Raw genomic sequence first — 23,201 nt, forward strand, 5'->3', positions numbered from 1 at the left:
TGGCGACGACCGGGCCGACGAGCAGCCGTAGCGGTCCTCGTCGACGGCGGTGCCGGAGGCGGCCCGCCGGGCACGCCCCTCCCGGACGTCGTCGTCCCGTTCACGGGCTGTGGCGGTACTGGGCCTGGGCCTGGGCGGGCGTCAGCGCCGTGTCCCACAGCGCGCCGGCCGCCACCGAGCCGCGGTACCAGTCGTTGGCGGGCCGGTCGGGCCAGTTGGCCAGCGTGTCCCACCCGAAGCGCCAGAAGCCGGTGACCGGCTCGGCTGCCGTCATGGCGGCGTCGCCGGCCACCTGGACGCCGTCGACGTAGAGGTACGTGCCGGTCGCGCCCATGCTCACGGTGGCCAGGTGCCAGCCGCCGTCGGCATAGGAGGCGGTGCTGCCGATCGTGCGGTTGCCGCCGTTGTAGACGCCGAAGACGAGCCGCCCGGCATCGGTCATGTAGAGGTGCCGGTCGTACTGGCCGCCGATCCCGGTGGCGTACTTGGCGAAGCCGAACAGCCGGCCACCCGGGTGGTCCGTGGCGAACCAGACCTGCACGGTGAAGGTCTGCGGCGAGACCTCGCTGCCGGCGGTGCTGACGTAGCCGGTCGTGCCGTCGAGGGTGACCGCCCGCGCAGGTCCCTTGCCGCAGTCGGGTCCCGGGGTGTCGAAGGCGATGCCACCCCGGTAGGTGCCGTCGCCGGCGGCGCCGAGGGTGCCGGTGTTCAGGGCGGTGGTGCCGGAGGCCTCCTGGAAGTCGTAGAAGCGCCGCGCGCGGACCGCGGACTCGTCGATGCAGGCCCAGACGGCGGCCGCGGAGGTGCGCCAGGCGTCGGCGTCGCCCGTGTGCGCCGACCAGCCGGCCGCGGCCTGCGGTGTCGGGACCAGCCACGTGGCGCCGGCCGCCACCGTGAGCAGCGCGGCGGCGCGCACGGCGCCCGGTCGACGGGACCGGGCCGCCGGACGGTCCCGGAGCACGATCAGGACCGGGCCGTCCGCGGCGCGCCACCAGCCGGCGGCGGCCAGGACGGCCAGCGCCCCGGCGCCGGAGCCGACGAGCGCCGACCAGCGGCCCTCCTCGGCCCAGACGACGGGAAGCCCGACGGCGGGGATGCGCAGGACGCCGGCGCCGTGGACGGCCGCCGGGTCGACCAGCGCGGTGTCGGGCGTGCGGTTGGCGTCGCCCTGCAGCCGCAGGGCGCCGTCCTCGACCTCGACCAGCCGGTGCAGCCGCAGGCCGCCGGACCGGTCGGGATCGTCCACGAGCAGGACCTGGCCGGGCCGGATGTCCTCGGCGGCGACCGGCCGGACGACGGCGACGTCACCGGTGTACAGCGCCGGCGTCATCGAGCCGCTGCTCACGACCGTGGACTCCCAACCGAGCAGCGCGGGCACCAGGGACCAACCGACGAGGCCGAGGACGGTGACCAGCACCGCCCTGGCCAGGACGGTCACGGTGAGCGCGGCCCAGCCGGCGCGGGAGTCGGTCGTCATGGCAGGTGCCCGGACGGCGAGGTCGGCTGACCTCTCAGCGCGACTGGGCCTCCCAGGTGAAGGTGACCGAGGCGCTGCTGTTCTGCGTCGAGTCCGGCGCGTCGGCGGCGAAGAGGTAGGTGAAGCGGTAGCTGCGGGTCTCGGCTGCCGAGGGGTCACTGGTGCCGGCCGGCTGCCAGGTGCCCACGCCGTCGGCGAAGCTCTCGGGGAAGTCGGCCAGGCTGCCGTCGTAGAGGTCCGCGCCGATCCGGGTGAAGCCGGTGCAGGAGCCGAAGCTGCCGCCGCTCCCCTCGGCGACGGTGAGCCGCAGGTGGCCGTCGAGCCCGTTGGTGGCCGCGGGCGCGACGCCGTAGAGGTGGGCGGTCGAGGGGACCGTGCCGGTGGAGCTCACGGTGATGCAGTGGGTGCCGGTCATGCCCGGACGCAGGCCGCGCACGGTGAACATCGCGGCGCCGCCGTCGTCGGTGAGGTGCACCGAGCCGGTCTCCCAGCTGTCGACCGCGTTGCCCGTCGAGTGCGTGTACGCCGCTGCGGAGGTCTGCCAGATGAGGCAGGCGGAGGCGATCAGGCCGAGCAGCACGCTCGCCGCCAGCCCCAGCCGCCCGGTGCGGTGGCTGGGTCGGCGGACGGTGCGGTACGTCGTCATGGTGTCGTCCTGCGATCGGGTGACGCGCGAACGGGTGTCCGCGACCACCTGTCCTGTCGGGGACGAACCGTCTGGGAGTGAGCCGACAGCCGGTCGTCCCACCCGAAGGGGTGAGAGGACCGGGCGCTCCGTCGGGACCGTCCCCGGACCCGACGGGAACCGCTCCCGGCCTGCGGCGACGCGTCAGCCGGCCACGAGCTCGGCGGCCGCCTCGGGCCACCACTGGCCGGCGGGCGGGCCGCCGCCGCAGGTGCCGTCGGAGTCGCCGGGCTGCTTGATCCACAGCAGCGCGTCGAGGCGGGGTGCGGCGGGCGACGTCGTCGGCGGCTCGCCGAGCGCGCGCCCCGGCGGGTTGCACCAGCGCCCCTCGCCGCCGGGTGCGTCCTCCGGCGGACCGGCGCCGTTGCGGCTGGTGTCGATGACGAAGTGGGCGACGGGGGTGCCGGGGGGCGCCCCCTCCTCCAGCTGCTCGGACAGCGCCAGGCCGTACTCCGCGTTCGCCTCGGTCGTCTCGTAGTTGGAGACGTTGAGGGCGAACCCGTCGGCGGCGTCGACCCCGCTCTTGCGCAGGGCGTCGGCGAGTGCCGGCAGGTCGTCCACCCAGTCGGCGTTGCCGGCGTCCAGGTAGATCCGCGTCTCCGGCTGCCGGTCGAGGATCGCGACGGCCTGGGAGAGCAGCAGGTAGCGCGCCGCGGGGTCCACGCCCTCGCAGCCGGCCACGGCGTGCGGCACGGCGTCCGGCTCCAGGACGACCACCGCGGGCCGGTCGGCGAGGGCCGCCGCGAAGCTGCCGATCCAGGCCAGGTAGGCGTCGACGTCGGCGGCACCACCGGCGGAGTAGGAGCCGCAGTCACGCCCCGGCACGTTGTAGGCCACCAGGACCGGCAGCCGGTCCTCCTCCGCCGCGGCCCGGGAGGCCGCCTCCACCACCGGGTACGGGTTGTCGGGGCTGGCGATCCAGACGGCGGTCGGCTGCTCGGCCAGCGGGGCCAGTGCCTCGGCCTCCTCGGTCCGCCCGCTCGCGCGGGCCTCGCGCACCGCGGCCGGGCCGTGTCCCTCGGGGTCGAGCCAGAGCTCCTCCCCCGCGAGCCGGCTCGACTCCTGCGTGGCGGCGGTGCCCGTCGCGCCGCTCTCCGGCGCGCCGTCGGTCCCGGTGCCACCACTCCCGGTGCCACCGCTTGCGGTTCCACCGCTCCCACCACAGGCGACGACGGTGCCGGCGACGACGGCCAGCACCGCGGCGCGGACCGACCGTCGCCGCTGGAGACGGGTCCTCACGCGACGTGCACCCAGCGCGCCGGGGAGGGGACGCCGTCGGAGTCGAGCACGACCAACGTGTACCAGCCGGAGGGGGTGAGGCCCTCCTCCTCGGGCACGGTGAGCTCGACCGTCCCGCTGCCGCAGCAGCCGTCGGGGCAGTGCGCGCCCCCGTCTGCGGTGGTGTGGCCGGACGCGCCCTCGGGGCAGGACGCCGGCCGCACGTCGAGTGCGACGGACCGCTGCTCGGTGTCGGTCTGGTGCGTCACGGCGCTGGGCCGCAGCAGCCGGGCCTCGGCGACCTCGGTGCCCTCGACGTCGACGGAGAAGCTGCTCCCCCGGCTGATCTCCTCCGGTGCCCCGGTGATGGCCGGACGCTCGTCGGCGAACAGGTACGGCGGGGAGTAGATCTCGATCCGCGTGTCGAAGGTGCCGGTGCGGGTCTCCTCCGCGTCGGCGAACAGCGGGTCCGACCCCATGGTCATGACCCGGCCGTCGGGGAGCAGGAGCGCCGTCGCGTGGTAGTTCCGCCCGACGAAGTTGGGAGCCGCCTCGTCGAGCGTGCCGGTCTCGGGGTCGTAGATCGTCGTCAGGTGGAGGTCGCTCTCCTCGTTGCCGCGATAGTCCTCCGAGCCGCCGGTGAGCAGGGTCGTGTCGTCGGGCAGCGTGACGGCGTTGAGGTAGCGGACCGGGCTCGGGTAGTCCGGCGCCGGCTCGTACCGCGGGGCCACCGATCCGTCGAGGTCGACCACGTTGAACCGGGTGGTCGACTCCGGGCTGTCCCCGACCAGGCCACCGCCGACGATGCCGACGCGCTGGTCCTGCACCGGGGCGAGGAAGAACGACGCGCTCGTCTCGTTGTACTCGGCGTCCTCGAGACCGTGGACGTCCTGCCAGGAGTTGTCGCTGACGTCCCAGATGCCCGGCTGGCGGCCCGCCTCGGCCGGCCCGTAGCCGGTGTTGGAGCCGCTGTAGAAGACGCGCCGGCCGTCTGCGAGCCGGAACAGCGCCGGAAAGGTCGGGAAGTACCGGAAGAGGTCCGGCTGGTCGGTCCAGGTGCGGGTGGCCGGGTCGTAGAGCTCGTTGTCACCCGGCAGGATCCGGCCGTACTCGTCCAGGCCGGACACGGCCAGCACGCGGCCCCCGTCCAGGCCGATCAGCGTCGGGTACCAGCGGGCCTCGTCGAGCCGGCCGGTGCGCCGGTAGGTCTCGGTGGCGACGTCGAACTCGTAGGAGGCGTCGAGGCCCTGGAAGTTCTGCTTGTCCTTCGTCACGCCGGCGCCGCGGACGTGCACCTCCCCCCGGTGCTCCGCCGGGAGGTCCGGCGCGCCGAACGTGCGCTCCTCCTCGACGACGTACTCGTCGCCGGTGCCCTCGGCCTCCACCCACACGTCGGCGACGCCGTCCATCGCCGAGCCGTCGGGCATCTCGTGCGCGGCGGGCAGCCTGACCTCCTCGGTGGAGGTGTAGGTCAGGCCGCCGTTGGTGAACGTGGTGCCCACGGGCAGCGTGAGCGGCTCGTCGTGCTCGTTGGTGAGCGACAGGACGCCCGCGGCCCGGTCGACCTGCTCGTCGAGCCGCTCGTACCGGCGGGTGCCGCCGGCGATGAGCAGGTTGCCGTTGGGCAGGTAGGCGTGCCCGCCGCAGAAGAGGTCCTCGGGGGTCGGGACCTCCTTGGTGTCACCGGTGACCGGGTCCCAGACGATCGAGCGGAAGGTCCCGGCCTCGAACCGCTCGGCGTTGTTGCCCGAGCCGGCGATCAGCAGGACCTTGCCGCTGGACAGCAGTGCGGCGTGCACCGCCGACAGCCGGTACTCCTCCGACAGCTCGACGGTCTCCCAGAAGCCGTACTGCTGCTTGTAGTCCTGCTGGTTGCGCTCGAAGTCGTAGACGAGCCGGTCGGCCACGTCGACGACGACCGGCCCGTTCGCCGCGACGACGCCCGTGACCGCGGCACCGACCAGCGCGGCGTTGCGCAGCCGCCGCAGCGGCCCGGCCACCCGGCGGGTCATCGGAGGCTCTCCTGCGGGAGGCCCGCGAGCTGCACCGGTGCGACGACGACCGCAGGAGCGATGGCGGGCAGTTCCTGGACGATGTTGTCCTCGATCCGGTAGGTGGCGGCCGCCTGACGGCGACGGCCGGTGGAGGTGGTGACCAGCCAGCAAGGCGACCGGGAACAGGCACATGACCGCGCTGAGCACCGCCCAGGCGGAGACCGCGACGTGCACGTGACCCAGCGGCACCGAGGCGACCAGGACCCCGACGAGCAGCGCCCCCCAGGCCAGGTGCCGCCGGAAGACGCCGAGGTGGTCACCGGAGACCGCGCCCTTGCGGGTGACGACGAAGGCCGGCTCGCGCTGTCGCAGCGCCTGCGACAGCGCCTGGACGTAGACCGGCGCCGACATCGCCGACATGGCCATGCCCGCCACGCCGGAGGAGCCCTCCTGCTCGTGGGGGCTCACGTTGTGCCTGCGGTTCCAGAAGTAGACGCCCAGGTGGAGCACCGCGGAGTTGACGTAGAGCATCAGCCACACCTGCGCGGTGACCACGAGGCCACCCACCCCCGTGAGCATGAAGGCGGTGAGGTTGAGCGCGCCGAGCACCCAGCTGATCGCCGCCGACGGGTAGTAGGCCAGCAGCATCGTGTAGTGCGCCCTGCCGGCCCAGGACAGCTTCCAGAAGGACGTCCGGAAGTGACGCAGGATCGTCTGGTCCGCGCCGCAGGCCCACCGGTGCTGCTGGGTGAAGAAGTCCCGCCAGGTCGCCGGGCCCTCGCCGACGGCGAGCACGTCGGGGGTGTAGACGGACTTCCAGCGCGCACCCGTCTCCGGGTTGCGCGCGGAGTGCCAGACGATGCTCGTGGCGGCGTCCTCGGTGATCGAGTCCGCCAACCCGCCGATGGCGCGCAGCGCCGAGATGCGGACGGCGTTGTTGGTGCCGACGAAACATCGCCGACGAGAGGCGGTTGCCCGCCCGCTGCAGCACGCTGTGGAACATGTACTGCTGCGACTCCGCGCCCCGGGTGACGACGTTGTCGTAGTTGCCGTACACCTGCGGGCCGACGACGAAGGCGACGTCGGGGTCGCGGAAGTAGCCGACGAGCCGCTCGACCATGTTCGGGTGGGGCACGTGGTCGGTGTCGACCGACACCCACAGGTCGTAGTCGTCGCCGTGCGCATCGAGCCAGGCGTTGTAGTTGCCGTGCTTGGTGCGTGCCTTGAACCCGCCGCTCGGCTGGTTCCAGCGGTCGACGCCCTTGCGGCTGAAGTGCCGGACGCCGAGCTCGGTGCACATCGCGCGCACGGCCGCGTCGTCGCCCTCGTCGAGCAGCCACACGTCGAGCCGGCCGTCGTAGTGCATGCGGCACGCGGCCTCGAGCGTCGCCCGGACCATCTCCAGCGGCTCCTTGCCGGGGACGATCGTGGTGAGGAAGGCGACCCGCTGGCCGGCCAGCGGCGTCATGGGGACCGGGTCGCGGGCGTTCAGCGTGGCCAGCGCCAGGGTGATCACGTTGACCATCTGCAGGACGCCGATGACGGCGACGCTGCCCAGCAGCACGACCGCGAGCACGGAGCGCCAGTCGCCGACGTACTCGGGGTGGTGGGAGGGGAGCAGCAGCCAGACGAGGAAGACCAGCTCGAAGACGAAGGCGCCGAGGACCAGCAGCCGTGCGCGGACGCGGGCCCAGCCCCGGGTGACCGGCCGGAAGCGGACGCGGCCGTCGGCCGGCGGCTCCTCCAGCGGTCCGGCGAGCTCGCTGAACTCCGGGTACGGGTAGGGAGCGACCTCAGCCACGCCGGGACGTGACCAGGAGGCTGCCTCCTTCCCGTGCGGACACCAGCGGGGACGTCGCAGCCCGGCAGGGCACGGCGATCTGGGGCAAGGCGGACCCATTCGTGAGACGGCGGTTCGGGCAGGTGCACGGCGCAGCGCCGGCGGAGGCCGGCGGACGGAAGGACCGTGGCGTGCTGCGGCGAACGACTCCGTCCCTGCGCGCCAGCGCGCGGGTCGGATCCGATCGGCCCGTTCCGTGCTGCTTCCGGGGGAAGCCGCGACGCACGGTAACCAGAGCCCCTCCGCAGCTGCCACTGAGTCACCGGTTCGGGGGCGCCTCGTGCTCGATACGCGGGCTTTCGTCACGAGAACCTCGTGTGACGCTCACCGTGCGTCATTCCGGTCGAGTCCGTGCCCCGTGCTCCCTCGCTCGACGTCCGGCGCCGCTGGCCTCCCGGACCCGTGACCCGCCCCCGGGTGGCCGCGCGCATCCGCGGCCGCGCCGCCCTCGACGCGCGGGACCGGGAGGACGCGCGGCGCGGGCACCCCGCCGTCGACCTCAGCGCCTTCGCGCGCGCCCGCGGCCTGGAGCCGCTGGGCAGCCTCGACCCCAGCGGCCACACGGCCGTGATGCCCATGGAGCCGGAGCTCCAGTTCAACGTCGTGCGCGGCACGGTCGCCGGCCGTGACGCCGTCCTGTGGCACTGGCGCTACCCGTGGCCGCTGGACGACGACGGGCCGGCCGGCCCGTACGCCTTCTCCGGCGTGGTGTCGGTCGCCCGGTCGGGCTGGCGGTCGTTCCTGGGCATCAGCGCCGACGACGACCAGTACGTCGGCGTCCCGTGCACCGGGGTGGCCGCGCTCGTGCCGGAGGCCGGGCTGCTCCCCTCCTTCCGCATCGCCTGCGGGCCGGGCACGCGGCAGCTGTCCCGGCGGGCGGTGGACCTCGGCCCGTCCGGCCTGCCCGGCGCCGGGCCGGACGCCGAGGGCCCGCTGCCGGAGGGCTCCGCCGCGGCCGTCGCGCGCGGGCCGCTCGGCGCCGTGGTGCGCGCGGGGTCGCGGTGCCCGCTGTTCGACGTCGGCGACCGGTTCGGCACGGTGGTGCTGCGCCGCAACGGCTACGTGGCCGACGAGCGCGACCTCGACGGGCTGCTGCGCACGGCCGTCGACGCCGGGGACGCGCTCGCCGGGCCGGCCCGGCCGCTGCCGTCGCCGCGGCCGTTCGAGGAGCCCCTGCCGGCTTCGGGCCCGCCGCTCCCTCCCTGGCTGGTGCCGCCGGCGACCCAGCTGGAGGCGGTGCACGCGCTCGCTCGCCGCTTCGGCCTCACTCCGGAGGACCCGCGCGCCCACACCGCCGCCTTCCCCGCCAACCCGGCGCCCGGCACCGCGTGGGCGGTGCTGCGCGGCGCCCCGCCCGGCCTCCCGCCGACCACCCGGCTGGCGCTGCACACCGAGGCGCCGGTGCGGGAGGTGAACACCGGCCGCACCGCGCTGGTGCTCCCCGCCGGGGACGCCACGCCGACGCCGCGCGGCGGGGTGCGGATCGACTCCCCCACGGCCCCGCGGCGCCTGGCGGTGTACGACGGGCTGTGGACGTCCTCGGTGCTCCGCTCCCGGCAGCTGGAGCTCGGCGACGTCGACCTGCTGCTGTCCGCCGGTGCCGACCTGGCACGGCGGACCGGTGCGCTGCCGGGCTGAGCGGGTCCCGCAACCGGGACCTCCGACCCTCTGCGCCGCCCCGAAGTCGATCTAGCGTCGGGATCGGACGCCGGAGCGTCGGCGTCCGGACGCCGGTCTCCGTGGCCGGTCGCTCCGGGGAGTCCCCATGACCGTGCCCGTCGACCACCCCACCCCCTCCGGCGAGGAGCCGCAGCCGCCCGCCGACCACCCCGCCGAGGACGACTACGCGACGAGGCGCGGCATCGAGGACCGCAGCTGGTTGCTGGCCGCCGTGGTCATCGCCTTCATCGTGCTCGCCTTCGTCGGGATGATCGCCCTGACCGCGCTCGGCGGCGGCACCGACTACGTGCCCTGGGGCGAATGACCCCTCGACGGAGGAGTCACTGCAGGGCGAACCGCTCGTCGAGCAGGCGGTTGACGCTGCCCTCCGCCTCGTCGACGGCGGCGGCGTTCTCCGCGCTCGGGCACCGGTCGAACGAGCTCCGGGCGACGCCGAGTGCGATGTAGGCGACGGAGATGTCGTAGTCGAGCTGGTCGAAGCTGCTGACGGTCGGGCTCATGACGACCTCCTGGCGATCGGTGCCTGCGAACTGCACGCTAGGACGCAGGTATGACGGTTCTTCGTCGCCCAGGTCATCGGCGGATGCCGATCCGTCCCATCCGGCACTCCCTCCCCCTAGCGTCGGCACCGACCCAGCGGAGGACGACGGAAGGCGATCCCATGACCGGTACGACCACCCTCACCCGGGAGCGGGCCGACCTCATCGAGTCGCTGCGGCGGCACCGGGCCTTCCTGCGGTTCACCGTCCGCGACCTGACCGACGAGCAGGCGCGGCGCCGTCCGACCGCCAGCGCGCTCGACCTGGCCGGGCTGGTCAAGCACGTGGCGGCCACGGAGGCCAGCTGGGTGCGGTTCGCCGAGGGTGGAGCGGAGGCGATGAACCGCAACTGGGGCCCCGACGCCGCGACGCGGCACTGGCACCTCGCGCCCGGGGAGACGCTGGCGGACGTGCTGGCCGAGTACGAGGCGGTCGCCGCGCACACCGACGAGCTCGTCGCCTCGCTGCCCGACCTGGACGCCGACCACGCGCTGCCGGAGGCCCCCTGGTTCGAGCCGGGCGCCCGCTGGTCGGCCCGGCGGGTGTTCCTGCACGTCATCGCCGAGACCGCCCAGCACGCCGGCCACGCCGACATCCTGCGCGAGTCGATCGACGGCCAGAAGACGATGGGCTGACACCGCCGGGCCGGCAGCGTCGGGACGTCGGTCCTCCACACCTGCCCGACCACGCCTCCTCCCGACGGGCCCGCACCCCGGCTCGGTGACGCCGCGGTGACGGTTCCCCGGGGACGCTGCACCAGCCCGGAGGACCTGGGAGGTGCCCGTGCTCGCCCGCCCGCGCGCTGCGCTCGTCACTGCCGTCCTGGTCCTGGCGCTCGTGCCCGCGTGCGCGACACCCGAGTCCCCCCGGGCCGTCGAGCCCACCGCCGCACCGCAGTCCTCGCCGTCATCCGGGATGCCGCGAGATCCGGGCCAGCAGTCCGGCACGACCGAGGCGGACGGTGACGAGGGCCAGGACCCCGTGGAGCAGCCCGACGACGGCACGGACGGTGGGATCGGTCCTGGCCCCGGTTCCGGCACCGGCGAGGATCCCGGCGCCAGTGAAGAGCCCGGCAACGACCCTGGCGGCGACGGCACCGGCGACGACCCCGGCGGGAACGACTCTCCGGACGAGGACGGCACCAGCCCGGGCGGCAACGGCACTCCTGAGGGGAACGGCACCGGCCCCAGCGACAACACGTCCGGCGGCACCGGCCCGGGGACCGGTGGCAACGGCCCGGGGACTGGGGACAACGGAACGAGCCCCGGCGGCACGGGCACTCCCGATGGGAACAGCACCAGCCCCGGTGGCAATGGCGCCGACCCTGGCGGCACGGGTCCCGGGACCACGGACGACGGCTTCGCGTGGGTCCCGTTCGGCCCGGCGGACCCCAGCGACCCCCCGCCGGAGCAGCTGTACGGGTACCTCGAGCGCCGGGACTGCGACGGCCTCGCCACCTCGTCCGACACACCACCGTGGCCGGCCCTCGCCGCGGTCTGCCGGGCGGTCGTCGAGGGGGACACCAGTCAGTGGTCCGTCGCGGAGGCCGCCGTCGCCGACGGCCCGGGCGGGGGCGGCGGTTGCCTCCTCGACCAGGCCTGGGCCCTGCTCACCCGCGCCCTCGAGTGGCACGAGCGCAACCCCGGCCGCACACCGGAGATCGGCTACCCGACGGCGGGCGGTGCGACGGCCTGCCCGTTCCGGATCACCGAGGTGCAGGTGGTCGACGAGGAGGGGAACGCCCTCGGGACCCCGCTCGAGGGACCCGTGACCGGCGGGACGCTGCTGCTGATCGACGGCGAGGGGATCGACGACCTGGAGAGCGTCAGGATCGGCTGGGGTCAGGCTGTGGTTGCCGAGGGCGTCTTCCGTGCAGAACCCCCCGACGACCCCCGCGGGGGCGGCCTGGACGACGTGGTGGTGCGGACACCGCCGGCTCCCCGGCCCGGCCCCGTCGAGATCAGCCTCCGCAACCGGGCCGGTGAGGTCGTCGCACCCGTGCAGTTCACCTACGTGACCACGCAGACGGAGACACCCGACACCGGATCGGGCACCGGGACCGATCCCGGCACGCCGGCGGCCCCCTCGGGGGAGGGCGGATGAGCCAGAGCCGCGAGACGGCCGTCGCGGACCGACCCGACCAGGTCCCTCCGCCACGGTCAGGAGACACACTGGCCGACAGGTCCCCACCGGCTGCCGCTCCCGCCGGGCAGGTGGGAGCTCCTCCCGACACGACCGGGACGGCGGCACCTGCGCAGACGGCGCCCTCGGACGGGACGCCGTCGTCCCCGGCCGGAGCGACCGCGACCCGGGCGGTCGGGGACGAGGAGGAGTCCTCCCCCCTCCGGTCGGCGCTGTCGGTGCTGGCCACCCTCGGGCCACCGATCACGGTTGTCACCGCGCTGATGCACTACTTCGGCTGGTCGCGGGCGGACGTGCAGGCCGCCGCCATGGGGCTGGACGTGACCCTGTTCGGCTACTCGCCCCAGGACTACGTCATCCGCAGCGTCAGCACCCTGTACGTCCCGCTGCTGGTCACCGGGGCGGTCGCCCTCGGCTGGCTGGCCCTGCACCGGCGCATCGCCGAGCGGGTGCCCGAGGAACCGGCCCCGGGACGCACCTCCCTGCGGGTGGCCGGCTGGTGGGTGCTGGCCACCGGCCTGCTCGCCGCCGCCGGAGCCGTGGCCGTCGCGACGGCCGACGACGAGCGGGGGCCCGTCTTCACCCCACTGGTGCTGGCCGTCGGAGCGGCGGTCGCGGCCTACGGCGCCTGGATCGTCCGGGCGACGTCCCCGGCCGGTCGGCCGGTCCCGCCCTGGCAGCGCGCGCTGCGCGCGCTGCTCACGAGCGCCGTCATCACACTGGCGCTGTTCTGGCAGATGTCGAACTACGCCGGGGTCGTGGCCCGGGGGCACGTCGACGACCTGGTCGACTCGGTGGCGGACATGCCCCGGGTGTGGGCGTACAGCTCGACACCCCTCGGCATCCAGGCGCCCGGCGTCCGCGAGGACGTGATGGGCGACGAGCCGGCCGCCGAGGACGACGATGCCCGCTACCGCACGAGCGGCCTGCGGCTGCTCGTCCGCTCCGGCGGCCGGCTGTTCCTGCTCCACGACGGCTGGACGCCGGAGACCGGCACCGTCGTCCTCCTCCCGGACGACGGCACGATCCGCTGGCAGTTCTCGAACTGAACCCGCTACCCGCCCGTCCTCAGCGGTCGACGTAGCGGTCGGTCTCGACGACGAACTGGCCGGTGGCGGTGTTGGCGTCGACGAACTCCGGCAGCAGCGGGATCCGCACCGTCACCGTGGCACACACCGAGAACTCCTCCCCCGGCGCCAGCGTCGGCGCGTACCCGCCCACCGCCTCGTCGCAGGTGACGCCGGCCGGCACGAAGGACAGCCGCACGTCGGTGGCGTCCACCGCCTGGTCGGCCACCGCCAGCTGCGCAGCCCGCTCCGCCCGCGCCAGCCCGGAGGCCGGGTCCGGCGCGGTGGCCAGCGCGCGTCCTGCCTCCCGCGCGGCCGCCGTCGCGGCGAACACCCCGCGCTGCACCGCGGAGAACCCGGCGACGACGTAGACCAGCGGCACGAACACCACCAGCGCGACGAAGACGAACTCCACGACCGCCGACCCGCGCTCCCCCGAGCCCAGCCGCGCCCGGAGCCATCTCACGCGGCCTCCTCCCTCACGCGGCCTCCTCCACCGCCCGGCCGGTGACGTCCAGCGGCAGCACGTTCCCCAGCCCCGCCAGCAGCGCCGGCACCGCACCGGTGCAACGCACGCTCACCAGCACCAGCCCGGTGTCGTCGACCTCCTCGACCGCTGTGCACACCAGGCCCTCGGCGGTCCCCTCCGACGTCGCCCGCGCCACCGCCGCCAGCGTCCGCCCGGTCGCCGCGGCGGTGGGCACGTCGGCGTTGGCGGCGTACCGGGCGCCCTCCTGCGCGCTCGCGGTCACCACGTTGCGCACGTGCACGTAGACGGCCACCTGCAGCACCGCCAGCAGCAGCACGACGACGAGCACCGAGACCAGCACGAAGTCGACGACGGCACTGCCCCGCTCGCGGTCGTCAGCCACCGCTCGTGACGGAGGCCAGCGCGTTCTGCACCGCCGACACGATCGCCTCGCGGAACGGCACGAGGATGGCCAGCACGAGTGCCGCCGTCATCACGGTGATCATCACCCAGCCGGGCACGTCGCCCCGCTCGGGATCGTCGTCCCGCAGCCGCGCGGCCACCGCCGCGGTCGTGGTCAGGAGCCAGGCCAGTGCCCGCATCCGTCGTCCTCCTCCGTTGTGCACGGCGCTCAGCGCGCCAGCGAGACGATGCTGATCAGCCCCGGGAACAGGGCGAACAGGACGGTGACCGGCAGCACCAGGAAGACGACCGGCACCATCATGGCGATCTCCTTGCGGCCGCCGGCCTCGAGCAGCCGGCGCTTGCCGGCCTCGCGGACGTCGGCGGCCTGCGCGCGCAGGACCTCGGCCAGCGGGGTGCCGCGCTCGATGGCCACGAGCAGGCCGTCGACGAACCGGGCCAGCGCGTCCACCGACGTCCGGTCGGCCACCTGCTGCAGCGCCGTCACCAGCGGGACGCCCGCCCGCGCCCGGCCGAGTGCGCCGCCGAGCTCGCGGGCCAGCTCACCGCCGGACAGCCGCGTCACCCGGGCGATCGCCGCCGCCGGCCCCTCCCCCGCGGTCACGGCCAGCGCCAGCAGCTCGGCGACGACGGGGAACTCCGCGAGCAGCAGGTCCTCGCGCCGGCGCACCTGCTGGGTCAGCCACCAGTCGCGGCCGAGCACCCCGCCGAGCAGGCCGGCCAGGCACACCAGCGCCACCGACAGCACGTTCACCCTGCCGGCCAGCAGCGCGCCGACCGCCGCCACCAGCGCGGCACCCAGCAGGCCGAGCCCGCCCCACACGACCTGCTCGACGCGGAGGTCCTCGACGGTCTGGTCGGTGCCCAGTGCCTCCAGCCGGCGCCGGACGGCGGCGCGCCCGCCGAGCACGCGGTCGACGAACCGGGCGCCGTCGGCGACCACCGGACCGAACACGCGGCGTGCGGCGGTGAGCAGGCCCGGCTCGGTCGCCGTGCCGAGCAGCCGCGACGGCGGCGGGGTGTCGTGCACGTAGGGCGCCAACCGGTCGACCAGCCGCACCGCGCGGAACGGCGGCGCGAAGCTCGCGATCAGCAGCACCCCGACCGCGGCGACCCCGCCGAGCAGCATCCCGATCAGCGTCATCGCAGCACCCGCACGTCCTGCGGCAGCCGGCCGATCCGCATCATCAGCCGGTAGGCCACGAGGCAGACGACGCCGCCGCCGAGCAGCAGCGCGGTACCGAGCGGGGTGTCGTAGGCGGCCAGCGTCGTCGACTGGGTGGCCAGGAGCAGGAGCACCACCCACGGCGCGCCGACGGCGAGCCGCGCGGCCTGCACCACCCAGCCCTGCCGCGTCTCGAGCTCGGCGCGGGCGCGGGCGTCCTCGCGGAGGAAGCCGGCCAGCGTCCGCAGCACCCGGCCGAGGTCGGAACCGCCGACCTCCCGGGCCACCCGCAGCGTCTCCACGATGCGGTCGCCCACCGGGTCGGCGAGGTCGGCCTTGAGCCGGTCGAGGCTCTCGCCGAAGCGGCCGCTGGAGCGGTGGTCGGCGGCGAAGCGGGCGAACGGCGGGCGCAGCACGTCCGGGCCGCGGGTGGCCAGCGCCGCCAGCGACTCCGGCAGCGAGAGCCCGGCCCGCACCGCCGAGGCCAGGTTGTCGACCACCTCGGGCCACACCTCGCGCAGGTCGGCCCGCCGGCGCGCGGCCAGCCGCCGCACCTGGGCGTACGGCAGCGCGGCGGCGAAGAGGCCGAAGGCGAGGCTCACGGTGACCGTGCCGGTGGTCAGCAGGACGACGACGAGCGCCAGCAGGCCCAGGCCGGCCTGCAGCGCGACCAGCTGGGCGGGGTTGATGCCGGTCAGCCCCGCCTCGGCCAGCAGCCGCGCCCGCCGCCCCGGCCGGCGCGGCGTGGTGCTGCGCTGCGGTGCCCGGGGCCCGCTGCGCCAGACGAGCAGCAGGCCCACGCCGAGCAGCAGCCCGAGCAGCGCACCGGTCAGCTCCACGTCGCCGTCCCCAGCAGCGCGGCGAGGTCGAACCCGGCGGCGGCGAACCGCTCGGGGTGGGGCGGGAAGCCGTCGGCGCGGACCAGCCGGCCCTCGCGCGAGGTGAAGACGTCGGCCAGCTCGACCACGCCGTCCTCGGCCCGCCCCGGCACCGCCACGACCTCGCGCACGCGGCGCTGCCCGGACGCCTCGGTGGCCACGTGCACGACCAGGTCCACGCTGGCCGCCACCGTCGGGACGACGAAGGCGTGGCCGATGTTGTCACCGGCCAGCAGCGGCAGCGTGCACATCTTCACCACGGCCTCGCGGGCGCTGTTGGCGTGCAGCGTGCACATGCCCGGCAGCCCGCTGTTGAGCGCGATCAGCAGGCGCAATCGCCTTGATAACATACTGGTGTGCCTAGGGTCTCACGTCGGCTGCGCGCGGCCGTCTACTGCCGGATTTCCAATGACCGGGAGGGTGAACGCCTCGGCGTGGAGCGGCAGCGCCAAGACTGCCTCGCTCGCGCGGAACGGGAGGGCTGGGAGGTCGTCGGCGTCTACACGGACAACGACCTGGGTGCGTCGCGGATTGTGCAGCGTCAGCGGGCGGATGGAAGCTGGGAGGCGGTCAGCACGCCCCGTCGTCCTGCGTTCGAGGACATGCTGGGCAAGGCCGAACGTGGGGAGTTGGACGTCATCGTTGCCTACTCCAACTCCCGGTTGACTCGCCGGGTGATGGAGTTGGAGCGGTTGATCCAGCTGCACGAACGTACCCGAGTGCAGATTCAGACGATCGTCTCGGGCAACGACGACCTAGCAACGGCCGACGGCCAGATGACCGCGCGGATCAAGGCGTCAGTCGACGCCGGGGAAGCCAAGCGGATCGGGGAACGAGTGAAGCGCGCTGCACAGCAACGCCGCGAGGCCGGCCAATTCCATGGCGGCCGACCTCCCTACGGCTATGACCGCATCGGTAAGGGCGAGCTAGCAATCAACGCCGAGCGCGCAGCGGTCGTGCGGGAGGCAGCCGACCGAGTACTCAACGGTGAGTCGGTCTATGGCATCTGGACCAACTTCAACAAGCGCGGGATCAAGACAGCGCCCAGCCCGCGAGCGCCGCAGGGGACCCGCTGGCAGGGTCAGACGTTGCGCCGCATTCTCACCAGTGCGGCCACGATCGGTTGTCACGAACTGGACACCGGCAAACTCATCCAGGTCGCCGAGCCGATCCTGGACCGGCCGACGTGGCAACGACTGCGCGAGATTCTGTTCGACCCCGGTCGCCGAACCGGTTCTTCGCCGGACTGGTCGAGCCGACTCAAGTACCCGCTGTCGGGGCTGCTGTTCTGCGCCAAGTGCGGGCACTGGCTGTCCGGTGCGGCGTTGCCCGACCTACGGCCGTCCGGTCCGGACGGCAAGCGTCGGCCACCAATATTGAGCTTCGCGTGCGTCACCGCCACCGGTGGCTGCGGAAAGCTGCGCATCGCGTACAGCCCGCTGGAGCAGTGGGTGCTGGACATGGTCTTCGCCAGGCTTGACGTCCCCGGCATGCAGGAGGCTCTGTCTACGCACCAGGAGTACCCGGACGCCGAAGACCTCCGCCAGCGGATCGCCGATGTTCAGCGGCGCCTCGAGCGGCTCGACGATCAGTACGCCGACGGGGTACTCGACGACCAGCGGTACCGGCGCCAAGTCCAGCGGCTGACCGAGCAGATCACCGAGATGCGCACCCGCCTGGCCGAAATTCAGCGTGCTGTCTTCGTCATCGGCACCGGCGGCCGGTCACTGCGCGAGGTCTGGGCCGAGCACGACGCGACCTGGCAGCGGACCCTGCTCGGACACCTCATTGACAAGATAGTCATCGAGCCGCATCCGGCCGGGGTCACCACCAATCTGTCGCGTCGGCGCGCGGAGAGCGGCGAGGAGTTAACCCAGCGCCGCGCAGAACACCGCGAGAGGTTGCTGCTCGAGCGGGTGCACATCTCCTGGAAAGCGTGAGCACTAGGTAGATCTGCTGCTGGCACCAATTGTCAACCCCGGCGACCGCGTCTGCAGCCGCCGCCATTCTTCGCTACACTCTTCAGTACCGACGCCCAGTCGGTTCCAGGAATTAGGAACCCGCGGGCGGCGGCATGCCGTTTTGCGGGTTCCTCGACTGTAGAGGGGTACCGCATGGCACTCAATCGATTCGGTCCGCAGCCCATCCGCGAGGTCATCTGGCGAGCCGGCTACTCACATCAGGAGTTCGCCGAGATGTCCGGCGTCCGGCCGATCTCACACGTCCGCCTGGCGCTGTCGGGATACTGCCCGCCCTCTGCGGAACTACGCCGAGCCGCCGCTCGGTTGCTGCGTGTGCCGATCGAGCAGCTGTTCACGTCCGAATCCCTGAGTACACCGCATCATCCGCACCGCCCACACCGGCCCCGCTCGGTCGATCGACCCACGCCGACGCCACGGTGAGCGAGTTCGATTCCCTCTCTCCTCTGCAGCAGCAGGCGCTTGAACGCAGCTGCGCGCAGAGCAATGTGCCCATCCAACTCGCCGATCCTCGAACGATTGAGCAAGTTACCGCGCTACTCCGGTCGCCAGCCACATCCCCAATGGCAACGGAGACAGACGTGCATGTTCGTCGGCGCCCTAACGATGCCGGCAGCAGTGACGGGGGAAGCGGTCGGACGGGCCGTGCGGCGCCCCGATCCTCCTCACTTGCTGGCGATCAAATTCAGAGTCAATCAGACGTCGCGATGAAGGACGCGCAGCCATGGGCATCAACAGCTCCGCCGCGGTACACGGACCAGGACATCGTGTCTCCAAGCCTCGTCGACGAACCCGCGGCGTAGGCGGTAACCCCGCAATACCGAGCGGAATACCGCCGAAACGCAGGTCAAGGTCGAGGACAGCGGAGGGTGCTCCGCCAACCGCAGTACGACCGGCGATAGTACGTCTGCATCAAAAAGGGACCACGCCGAGCCGGCAACTCAATGTGATTCCAACCAGGTCCCACAACCCGGCTACCACTTTCCACGCAACGCGACACAGTCACATCCAGAAAAGGTAAAACCATGCAGTGCGAGTGTAACCCAGAAGAACCCATGCCCGAGCCCCAAGAGGGCACCGTCATGCTTGAGCCAGCACTGTGTTGGGCCAGCATGGGGATGCCGATCCTGCCGCTGCAGCCGTGGGACAAGCCCGGATGGTCGGTCATCCTCGGCACTGGCTACGAGGTGGCCAGCGCAGGCATCACCGACCCCCAACGCGCGAAGGAGGTCTGGGACGCCTACCCCATGACCAACATGGGTCTGGTGTGCGGCACCGTCCGCTACGCCTCTCACTGCATCATGGTGCTTGACCTCGACGTTCATGAGGACGGTGCTGATCCGGTCGGAGAACTTGTCCGCTGGCAGCAGCACACCGGCATCAAGCTCCCACCCGGTCCGACGGTTGAGACACCTCGTGGGATTCAGCTCTACTTCCTGATCCCGGAGGGCACCGGACCAATCTGGAGTGGCGCGAAGTGGCTACCCAACGTCGATGTCCGAGCCGATGGCAGCTACGTCGTCGCACCCCCGTCGGTGATCGCCACACGTCGCTACCCCGGCCGGTACCCGGCGGACAAGTTCCCCGAGGGCTGGGCGCAGTACCGGTTCCTTGACATGTCCGGCACCCCCTACTATCCGCGTCCGTCGGAGTTCTTTGATGATCTGGAGAACGCTGTCGCCCCCGCCGCGCTGCTCGAGGACATCAACAGCAACCGCAATCGGCGAGGCAAAGAAGCCGCCTACAAGGCCGCCACAGGGCACACGCGGGCTCCTCGCAGCGGCCGGGTACCGGTGGCCTACTACATCGAGAACGGCATCCCTAAGGGCGTCGTGCAGTGGGATGAGCTGTGGGCTATCGCCTGGTCGGTACACCACCGGCAAACGCCGCAGGAGACGTTCGACCTGATCAAGCACATCGCCGACAAGTCGCCGCAGAATGAGTGGGACCCGTGGATCGACGGATACCTCGACATCGGCACGACGGGTAAGACGCTGTGGTCCATCGTGAACCGCTGCTACGACCGCGCCGACCGACACCGTGGTGACGAGATCGACCAGAGGCGCCGCGCCGAGTTCCACGCACAACGCGACAAGGAGACGGCGGAGAAGTATGCCGCTGCTCTGACGTGGCTGGACAACCTGAACACCAACCGCAAGGACAAGTGACCACAGTGACGGCAACTAACGACACCCTAGGCCATCTGGCCCGTCTATATGCGGTGCCTGCCGCTACTCCTGATCCCACCGCCACTGAACCCGATGACGACAGCACTGACATCGGTGCATTCCAGGGCGATTCGGCTAGCGTTGGTGAGGCCTACTACGAGGGCCTTGTGCAGGAGAAGCGGCTTCACCTTCGGGCCAGCAGAGAGGCCGCGCTCCGGGAAGCCGCCCAAGACGACGGCGCCGGCGATTCGTGGCAGGAGTTGGACCTAGGTCCCATCTACGAGTCCGGAATCGTTCCTCCTCAGCCCACCATCACGGACAGGGGCGATGGAAGGGGCCTGTTCTATCCTGGGCTGCCCAACGTCATCTTCGGTGACTCAGGAGCCGGCAAGACCGCTCTGACCCAATGGGTGGCCGCACAGGAGCTGATGGCCGGGCATCACGTCTACCACGTCGACTACGAAACCAACGTCTATGTGTGGCTATCCCGATTCGATGCGCTCGGTGTTCCCCGGGCGAAGGTGCTGGCCGGATATCACTACTACAACCTGTCCGAGGGACAGCGGCCACCGAAAACTTTCCACCCTGATGCCCGTATCGTGATCATCGATTCACTCACCGCGGCCATCGCTGCGTCTGGTGCTGACCCGAACGCGATGGACGGTGTCGAAACCGTGTATCGGCAGGTGGTCAACCCGTTCACGCGAGCCGGTCTGGCTGCGGTAGTCATCGATCACGTCCCGCACGCTGACAAGAAGCGCATGGTGAACTCGACCCGCAAGAAGGGCATCGTCCAGGGCGCGATCTACCGCGTGGAGGGTGTACGGGGAGCTCCCTTCGGCCCCGGCATGGCGGGGACGTCGGCCCTGCACCTGTTTAAGGACAACATGGGCGGGACGCAGGTCGCGGTGGAGGACGTAGTGACGACGTTCAACATGGCGTCTGACACCAAGGGCCTGAACATGCAGTGCTACTTCGCTCGGCCGTCCGCCACGCCACCGTTGGCACAGCTGGCTCTCCAGGCCCAGCGGCAAGACGAGCTGAAGGAGAAGCGCAAGCAGGACATCTACGAGGTGGTCGCCGAACTGGCCGACAATCCGCCAACGAAGACCGACGTCTACAAGCACATCGGCGGAACCTACAAGTACTTCACCGAGGTGCTAAACGAGATGATCACCACGGGGCAGGTGTACACATTCCGACCCAAGGGCGCTCGCTCCGATCACTATGTCATCGACCGTCCCTGACCGTTCGTCATCGGTTGCAGCGCAAACCTGAGAACTGAGGAGTCTGAGGTCCTTATAGACGAGGACCTCAGCCTTGGACTCAATACTGAGGCCAATATTGAGCCCTCAATTTCTAGATTTGAGCTTCCGACTTGCATGTATGGCAGGGATCAGCTGCAAATTGACATTGGGCATTTAGCCCTCAACTCCTGCCCGCCTACTATGAACTTTGAGCCTCTGATCCCAATTCCTTAATAGGTAGTCTCTGGGGACGAGCCCCGCGACCACCGCGACGGACAACCCAGAGGACCTCATTATGAGCACTGTGCTCTACACCTACTGCGAAGAGTGGCAACAGCGGGTACAGGACGACAGGTGAATCACCTGGACTACCGATCCGATTTCTGGCAAGTGGGACCGTTGAGCACCCTTCGCGCAAGCGCGGCGCGGGCGCGGGCGCGGGCGCGGGCGCGGGCGATTATAGCGGTCCGGCTTACTAATTGGGCACTTACCATCAAGCTGACCTCTACGAATTGACGAAATATCTGACCCATACGCTGCGAGCGAGCTCGCCTACCGTATACCGCCTGGCGCACTGAAGGCTCCTGAATCAAGCGCGATACGGGATCAGCTGGCGGCGTGCTCGGGGTCGGACGATCGCGGATGGACGGAATACGGCGACCAGCCGCCTGCTCATCGACGCAGGGTGCACATGCAGCGGGGTGACGAACCTGAATTTGACGATGTGGACCTGGACGACGGGTCGTCGAGCTAGCTGGTCAGGGCAATGATCTTTGACTTACTCCTTCAGGTCGCAGACTGCCCCGCGCTTGCCCGCTACTTCCGACTGCGCCAACTGGACCGCACGCAGGGCAGCCCAACCTCCGGCTCGAGCCCGGCAAGGGTGAGCCGCTGGGTCATGATGAGGCGCGCCAGATGCTCGACCGTCGGGGACACGCGGCCGGCATTTTGATCTGCACGCTCACCAGTTTCGTCACTCCGCAGGGCACAGGTGGCAGGCCGACGACGGAAGCGAGATCAACCTAATGCGGCTGATGGGTTGGCGCGCCTCAGACAGGCTGCGCCGATACGCCGCCTCGACTGCTGACGTCCGTGCTCGGGATGCTCATCGACGGCTCAGCCTGGGCGACAAGTTCTGACGTCTCACTTGACGTGGCCGAAATTGGCCTGTGCGCCTCTGTGACCGACGAACCCGCGCGATTGATAGCTCAGTTAGGGGTCGGCAGCTACGGGGGCTTCAGTACCGAGGATGGGTGTGGGTCTAATACTGCGGCGGCTGCCTGCACGTAACTCGACCGAGCAGCGTCCAGGGGGTAGGTGCCGAAACAGGCCATACAGGGCTTGCGCGCTGTAGCCGAACTTTACGACTCTTCCCCGGAGCTCTTGATCTTGGTGGATCGGAGTGGCACGGCGCTCGATCAGTCCGGTTGTCCGCGCACCTCGAAGGCTAGGATTCGGCGACCGGCCCACTGCTGGCCTCCTGTGAACCCACACAGTCAGGAACATCGTTCGTGATCAAACGTTCCTTCGCCGTCCTCGCAGCCGCCGTTGCCCTCGGCGTCCTCTCCGTCGGCACTGCTCAGGCCGCCCCTGCCGACACCGCGCCATGTAAGTCCGGCGGCTACGCCAACTACGTTGACCCGGCCACCGACCTGCCGTTTGCCAACCAGGGTCAATGCGTATCCGTTGTCAACCATGGTGGCATCCTCGTCCCGGTCGAGGAGGAGCCCTCGGTGATTGCAACACTCACCAATATTCCTGCTGACGGTTGGATGGGATTCACCTGCCGCGTAGAGCTTGACGTGTCAGGCCCTGCCGGTACATACCTCGTCGAATCCTACCGGAATGGCCACTTCTACCGCGGCGAAGATATAGTAGTGCCTTAAAACTGGTTTCAGATTGAGGGCAAGCGGCGGTAGCAGATCAGCGCACAAGCCAACTGGAGCAGGCCGAGGTGGATGTCGCCGCGGCGCTCGTAGCGAGTGCGCAACCGCTTGAAGGCGTGCAGCCAGGCGAAGCTGCGCTCGACCACCCAGCGGTGCTTACCCAGGCCCGAGCCGTGCGCGATACCGCGGCGGGCGATCCGCGGGGTGATGCCGCGGGCGCGCAGCTGGCGGCGGTAGATGTCGTGGTCGTAGCCGCGGTCGGCGAACAGCTCCCGCGGTCGCCGGCGGGGTCGGCCGCGTCGGCCGCGGATCGGCGGCACGGCGTCGACCAGCGGAATCAGCTG

General features: G+C 71.5%; 21 protein-coding genes and 2 pseudogenes. 9 read left to right on the plus strand and 14 right to left on the minus strand.

The window, feature by feature from the left end; all coding sequences use genetic code 11:
• Positions 1-100: 100 nt before the first annotated feature.
• From BM414_RS21445 to BM414_RS31870, 6 genes and pseudogenes are all read right to left on the minus strand, one after another.
• The gene (locus tag BM414_RS21445; protein WP_093582783.1) at positions 101-1,477 is read right to left on the minus strand and encodes a LamG-like jellyroll fold domain-containing protein; all 1,377 of its coding nucleotides are present in this window, start codon (positions 1,475-1,477) and stop codon (positions 101-103) included.
• Positions 1,478-1,511: 34 nt separating this feature from the next.
• Positions 1,512-2,123, minus strand: a complete 612-nt coding sequence (locus BM414_RS21450) for a hypothetical protein (RefSeq protein WP_139245971.1) — start codon at positions 2,121-2,123, stop codon at positions 1,512-1,514.
• 183 nt (positions 2,124-2,306) lie between these two features.
• A complete protein-coding gene (locus BM414_RS21455; RefSeq protein WP_093582787.1) occupies positions 2,307-3,401 on the minus strand; it encodes a glycoside hydrolase family 6 protein in 1,095 nt (364 codons plus the stop codon).
• Positions 3,398-6,022 carry a galactose oxidase early set domain-containing protein gene (locus tag BM414_RS28595; protein ID WP_425432365.1) on the minus strand — a complete coding sequence of 875 codons (2,625 nt, stop codon included), beginning with the start codon at positions 6,020-6,022 and terminating at the stop codon, positions 3,398-3,400. The genes BM414_RS21455 and BM414_RS28595 overlap by 4 nt, the downstream gene beginning before the upstream one ends.
• Positions 6,011-6,307 (minus strand): annotated as a pseudogene (locus tag BM414_RS31865) (glycosyltransferase family 2 protein); the annotation flags it as partial. The gene BM414_RS28595 and the pseudogene BM414_RS31865, both read right to left, overlap by 12 nt.
• 112 nt (positions 6,308-6,419) lie before the next feature.
• Positions 6,420-7,274 (minus strand): annotated as a pseudogene (locus tag BM414_RS31870) (glycosyltransferase family protein); the annotation flags it as partial.
• 342 nt (positions 7,275-7,616) lie between these two features.
• On the opposite strand from BM414_RS31870, the gene BM414_RS21470 reads away from it, so the two are divergent.
• Together BM414_RS21470 and BM414_RS21475 are read left to right on the plus strand one after the other, a co-directional pair.
• Positions 7,617-8,852 (plus strand): hypothetical protein, encoded by a 1,236-nt coding sequence (locus BM414_RS21470; RefSeq protein ID WP_093582793.1) that lies wholly within the window; start codon positions 7,617-7,619, stop codon positions 8,850-8,852.
• Between the two features lie 127 nt (positions 8,853-8,979).
• Positions 8,980-9,198, plus strand: coding sequence for a hypothetical protein (locus tag BM414_RS21475; RefSeq protein WP_093582795.1), 219 nt, complete (start codon positions 8,980-8,982; stop codon positions 9,196-9,198).
• Positions 9,199-9,214: 16 nt separating this feature from the next.
• Here the strand turns inward: BM414_RS21475 and BM414_RS21480 are convergent, their stop codons facing one another.
• On the minus strand, positions 9,215-9,394 hold the full coding sequence (locus BM414_RS21480) for a hypothetical protein (RefSeq protein WP_093582841.1): 180 nt from the start codon (positions 9,392-9,394) through the stop codon (positions 9,215-9,217).
• 161 nt (positions 9,395-9,555) lie between these two features.
• Here BM414_RS21480 and BM414_RS21485 point away from each other — a divergent pair, with 161 nt between their 5' ends.
• The 3 genes from BM414_RS21485 (at position 9,556) to BM414_RS21495 (ending at position 12,624) form a co-directional block, all read left to right on the plus strand.
• A complete protein-coding gene (locus tag BM414_RS21485) occupies positions 9,556-10,068 on the plus strand; it encodes a DinB family protein (protein ID WP_093582797.1) in 513 nt (170 codons plus the stop codon).
• A gap of 142 nt (positions 10,069-10,210) precedes the next feature.
• The gene (locus BM414_RS21490) at positions 10,211-11,536 is read left to right on the plus strand and encodes an IPT/TIG domain-containing protein (RefSeq protein ID WP_093582799.1); all 1,326 of its coding nucleotides are present in this window, start codon (positions 10,211-10,213) and stop codon (positions 11,534-11,536) included.
• Between the two features lie 110 nt (positions 11,537-11,646).
• Positions 11,647-12,624, plus strand: coding sequence for a hypothetical protein (locus BM414_RS21495; RefSeq protein ID WP_093582801.1), 978 nt, complete (start codon positions 11,647-11,649; stop codon positions 12,622-12,624).
• 19 nt (positions 12,625-12,643) lie between these two features.
• Here the strand turns inward: BM414_RS21495 and BM414_RS21500 are convergent, their stop codons facing one another.
• From BM414_RS21500 to BM414_RS21525, 6 genes are read right to left on the minus strand one after another with little or no spacing between them, the layout of a single operon-like run.
• The gene (locus tag BM414_RS21500) at positions 12,644-13,108 is read right to left on the minus strand and encodes a hypothetical protein (RefSeq protein WP_093582803.1); all 465 of its coding nucleotides are present in this window, start codon (positions 13,106-13,108) and stop codon (positions 12,644-12,646) included.
• A 13-nt stretch (positions 13,109-13,121) separates the two neighbouring features.
• Entirely contained in the window at positions 13,122-13,514 is a 393-nt protein-coding gene (locus BM414_RS21505) for a TadE/TadG family type IV pilus assembly protein (protein WP_093582805.1), read from the minus strand.
• Positions 13,507-13,713, minus strand: a complete 207-nt coding sequence (locus BM414_RS21510; protein WP_093582807.1) for a hypothetical protein — start codon at positions 13,711-13,713, stop codon at positions 13,507-13,509. Before BM414_RS21510 ends, BM414_RS21505 begins: the two co-directional genes overlap by 8 nt.
• 29 nt (positions 13,714-13,742) lie before the next feature.
• A complete protein-coding gene (locus tag BM414_RS21515; protein WP_093582809.1) occupies positions 13,743-14,678 on the minus strand; it encodes a type II secretion system F family protein in 936 nt (311 codons plus the stop codon).
• Positions 14,675-15,538 carry a type II secretion system F family protein gene (locus tag BM414_RS21520; protein WP_245784889.1) on the minus strand — a complete coding sequence of 288 codons (864 nt, stop codon included), beginning with the start codon at positions 15,536-15,538 and terminating at the stop codon, positions 14,675-14,677. Before BM414_RS21520 ends, BM414_RS21515 begins: the two co-directional genes overlap by 4 nt.
• Positions 15,529-15,912, minus strand: coding sequence for a P-loop NTPase family protein (locus BM414_RS21525; RefSeq protein ID WP_245784890.1), 384 nt, complete (start codon positions 15,910-15,912; stop codon positions 15,529-15,531). The genes BM414_RS21520 and BM414_RS21525 overlap by 10 nt, the downstream gene beginning before the upstream one ends.
• A 21-nt stretch (positions 15,913-15,933) precedes the next feature.
• Here BM414_RS21525 and BM414_RS21530 point away from each other — a divergent pair, with 21 nt between their 5' ends.
• From BM414_RS21530 to BM414_RS28605, 4 genes are all read left to right on the plus strand, one after another.
• On the plus strand, positions 15,934-17,517 hold the full coding sequence (locus BM414_RS21530) for a recombinase family protein (protein WP_093582811.1): 1,584 nt from the start codon (positions 15,934-15,936) through the stop codon (positions 17,515-17,517).
• A gap of 1,151 nt (positions 17,518-18,668) precedes the next feature.
• A complete protein-coding gene (locus BM414_RS21535; protein WP_342716299.1) occupies positions 18,669-19,724 on the plus strand; it encodes a bifunctional DNA primase/polymerase in 1,056 nt (351 codons plus the stop codon).
• The gene (locus BM414_RS21540; RefSeq protein ID WP_139245973.1) at positions 19,721-20,971 is read left to right on the plus strand and encodes an AAA family ATPase; all 1,251 of its coding nucleotides are present in this window, start codon (positions 19,721-19,723) and stop codon (positions 20,969-20,971) included. Before BM414_RS21535 ends, BM414_RS21540 begins: the two co-directional genes overlap by 4 nt.
• Before the next feature lie 1,511 nt (positions 20,972-22,482).
• On the plus strand, positions 22,483-22,857 hold the full coding sequence (locus BM414_RS28605) for a hypothetical protein (protein WP_139245974.1): 375 nt from the start codon (positions 22,483-22,485) through the stop codon (positions 22,855-22,857).
• An 8-nt stretch (positions 22,858-22,865) separates the two neighbouring features.
• Here the strand turns inward: BM414_RS28605 and BM414_RS21545 are convergent.
• On the minus strand, positions 22,866-23,201 hold a 336-nt coding region (locus tag BM414_RS21545), incomplete at its 5' end, for a transposase (protein WP_139245975.1).

This window comes from Geodermatophilus amargosae (assembly GCF_900116515.1).
Lineage (GTDB): Bacteria > Actinomycetota > Actinomycetes > Mycobacteriales > Geodermatophilaceae > Geodermatophilus > Geodermatophilus amargosae.

Excerpts from the sequence above, each read along its gene's own strand:
- BM414_RS21445 (WP_093582783.1), bottom strand. The coding sequence starts at position 1,477 with ATGACGACCGACTCCCGCGCCGGCTGGGCCGCGCTCACCGTGACCGTC.
- BM414_RS21450 (WP_139245971.1), bottom strand. The coding sequence starts at position 2,123 with ATGACGACGTACCGCACCGTCCGCCGACCCAGCCACCGCACCGGGCGG.
- BM414_RS28595 (WP_425432365.1), bottom strand. The coding sequence starts at position 6,022 with ATGCTGCTGGCCTACTACCCGTCGGCGGCGATCAGCTGGGTGCTCGGC.
- BM414_RS21475 (WP_093582795.1), top strand. The coding sequence starts at position 8,980 with ATGACCGTGCCCGTCGACCACCCCACCCCCTCCGGCGAGGAGCCGCAG.
- BM414_RS21480 (WP_093582841.1), bottom strand. The coding sequence starts at position 9,394 with ATGAGCCCGACCGTCAGCAGCTTCGACCAGCTCGACTACGACATCTCC.
- BM414_RS21485 (WP_093582797.1), top strand. The coding sequence starts at position 9,556 with ATGACCGGTACGACCACCCTCACCCGGGAGCGGGCCGACCTCATCGAG.
- BM414_RS21510 (WP_093582807.1), bottom strand. The coding sequence starts at position 13,713 with ATGCGGGCACTGGCCTGGCTCCTGACCACGACCGCGGCGGTGGCCGCG.
- BM414_RS21515 (WP_093582809.1), bottom strand. The coding sequence starts at position 14,678 with ATGACGCTGATCGGGATGCTGCTCGGCGGGGTCGCCGCGGTCGGGGTG.
- BM414_RS21535 (WP_342716299.1), top strand. The coding sequence starts at position 18,669 with ATGGGGATGCCGATCCTGCCGCTGCAGCCGTGGGACAAGCCCGGATGG.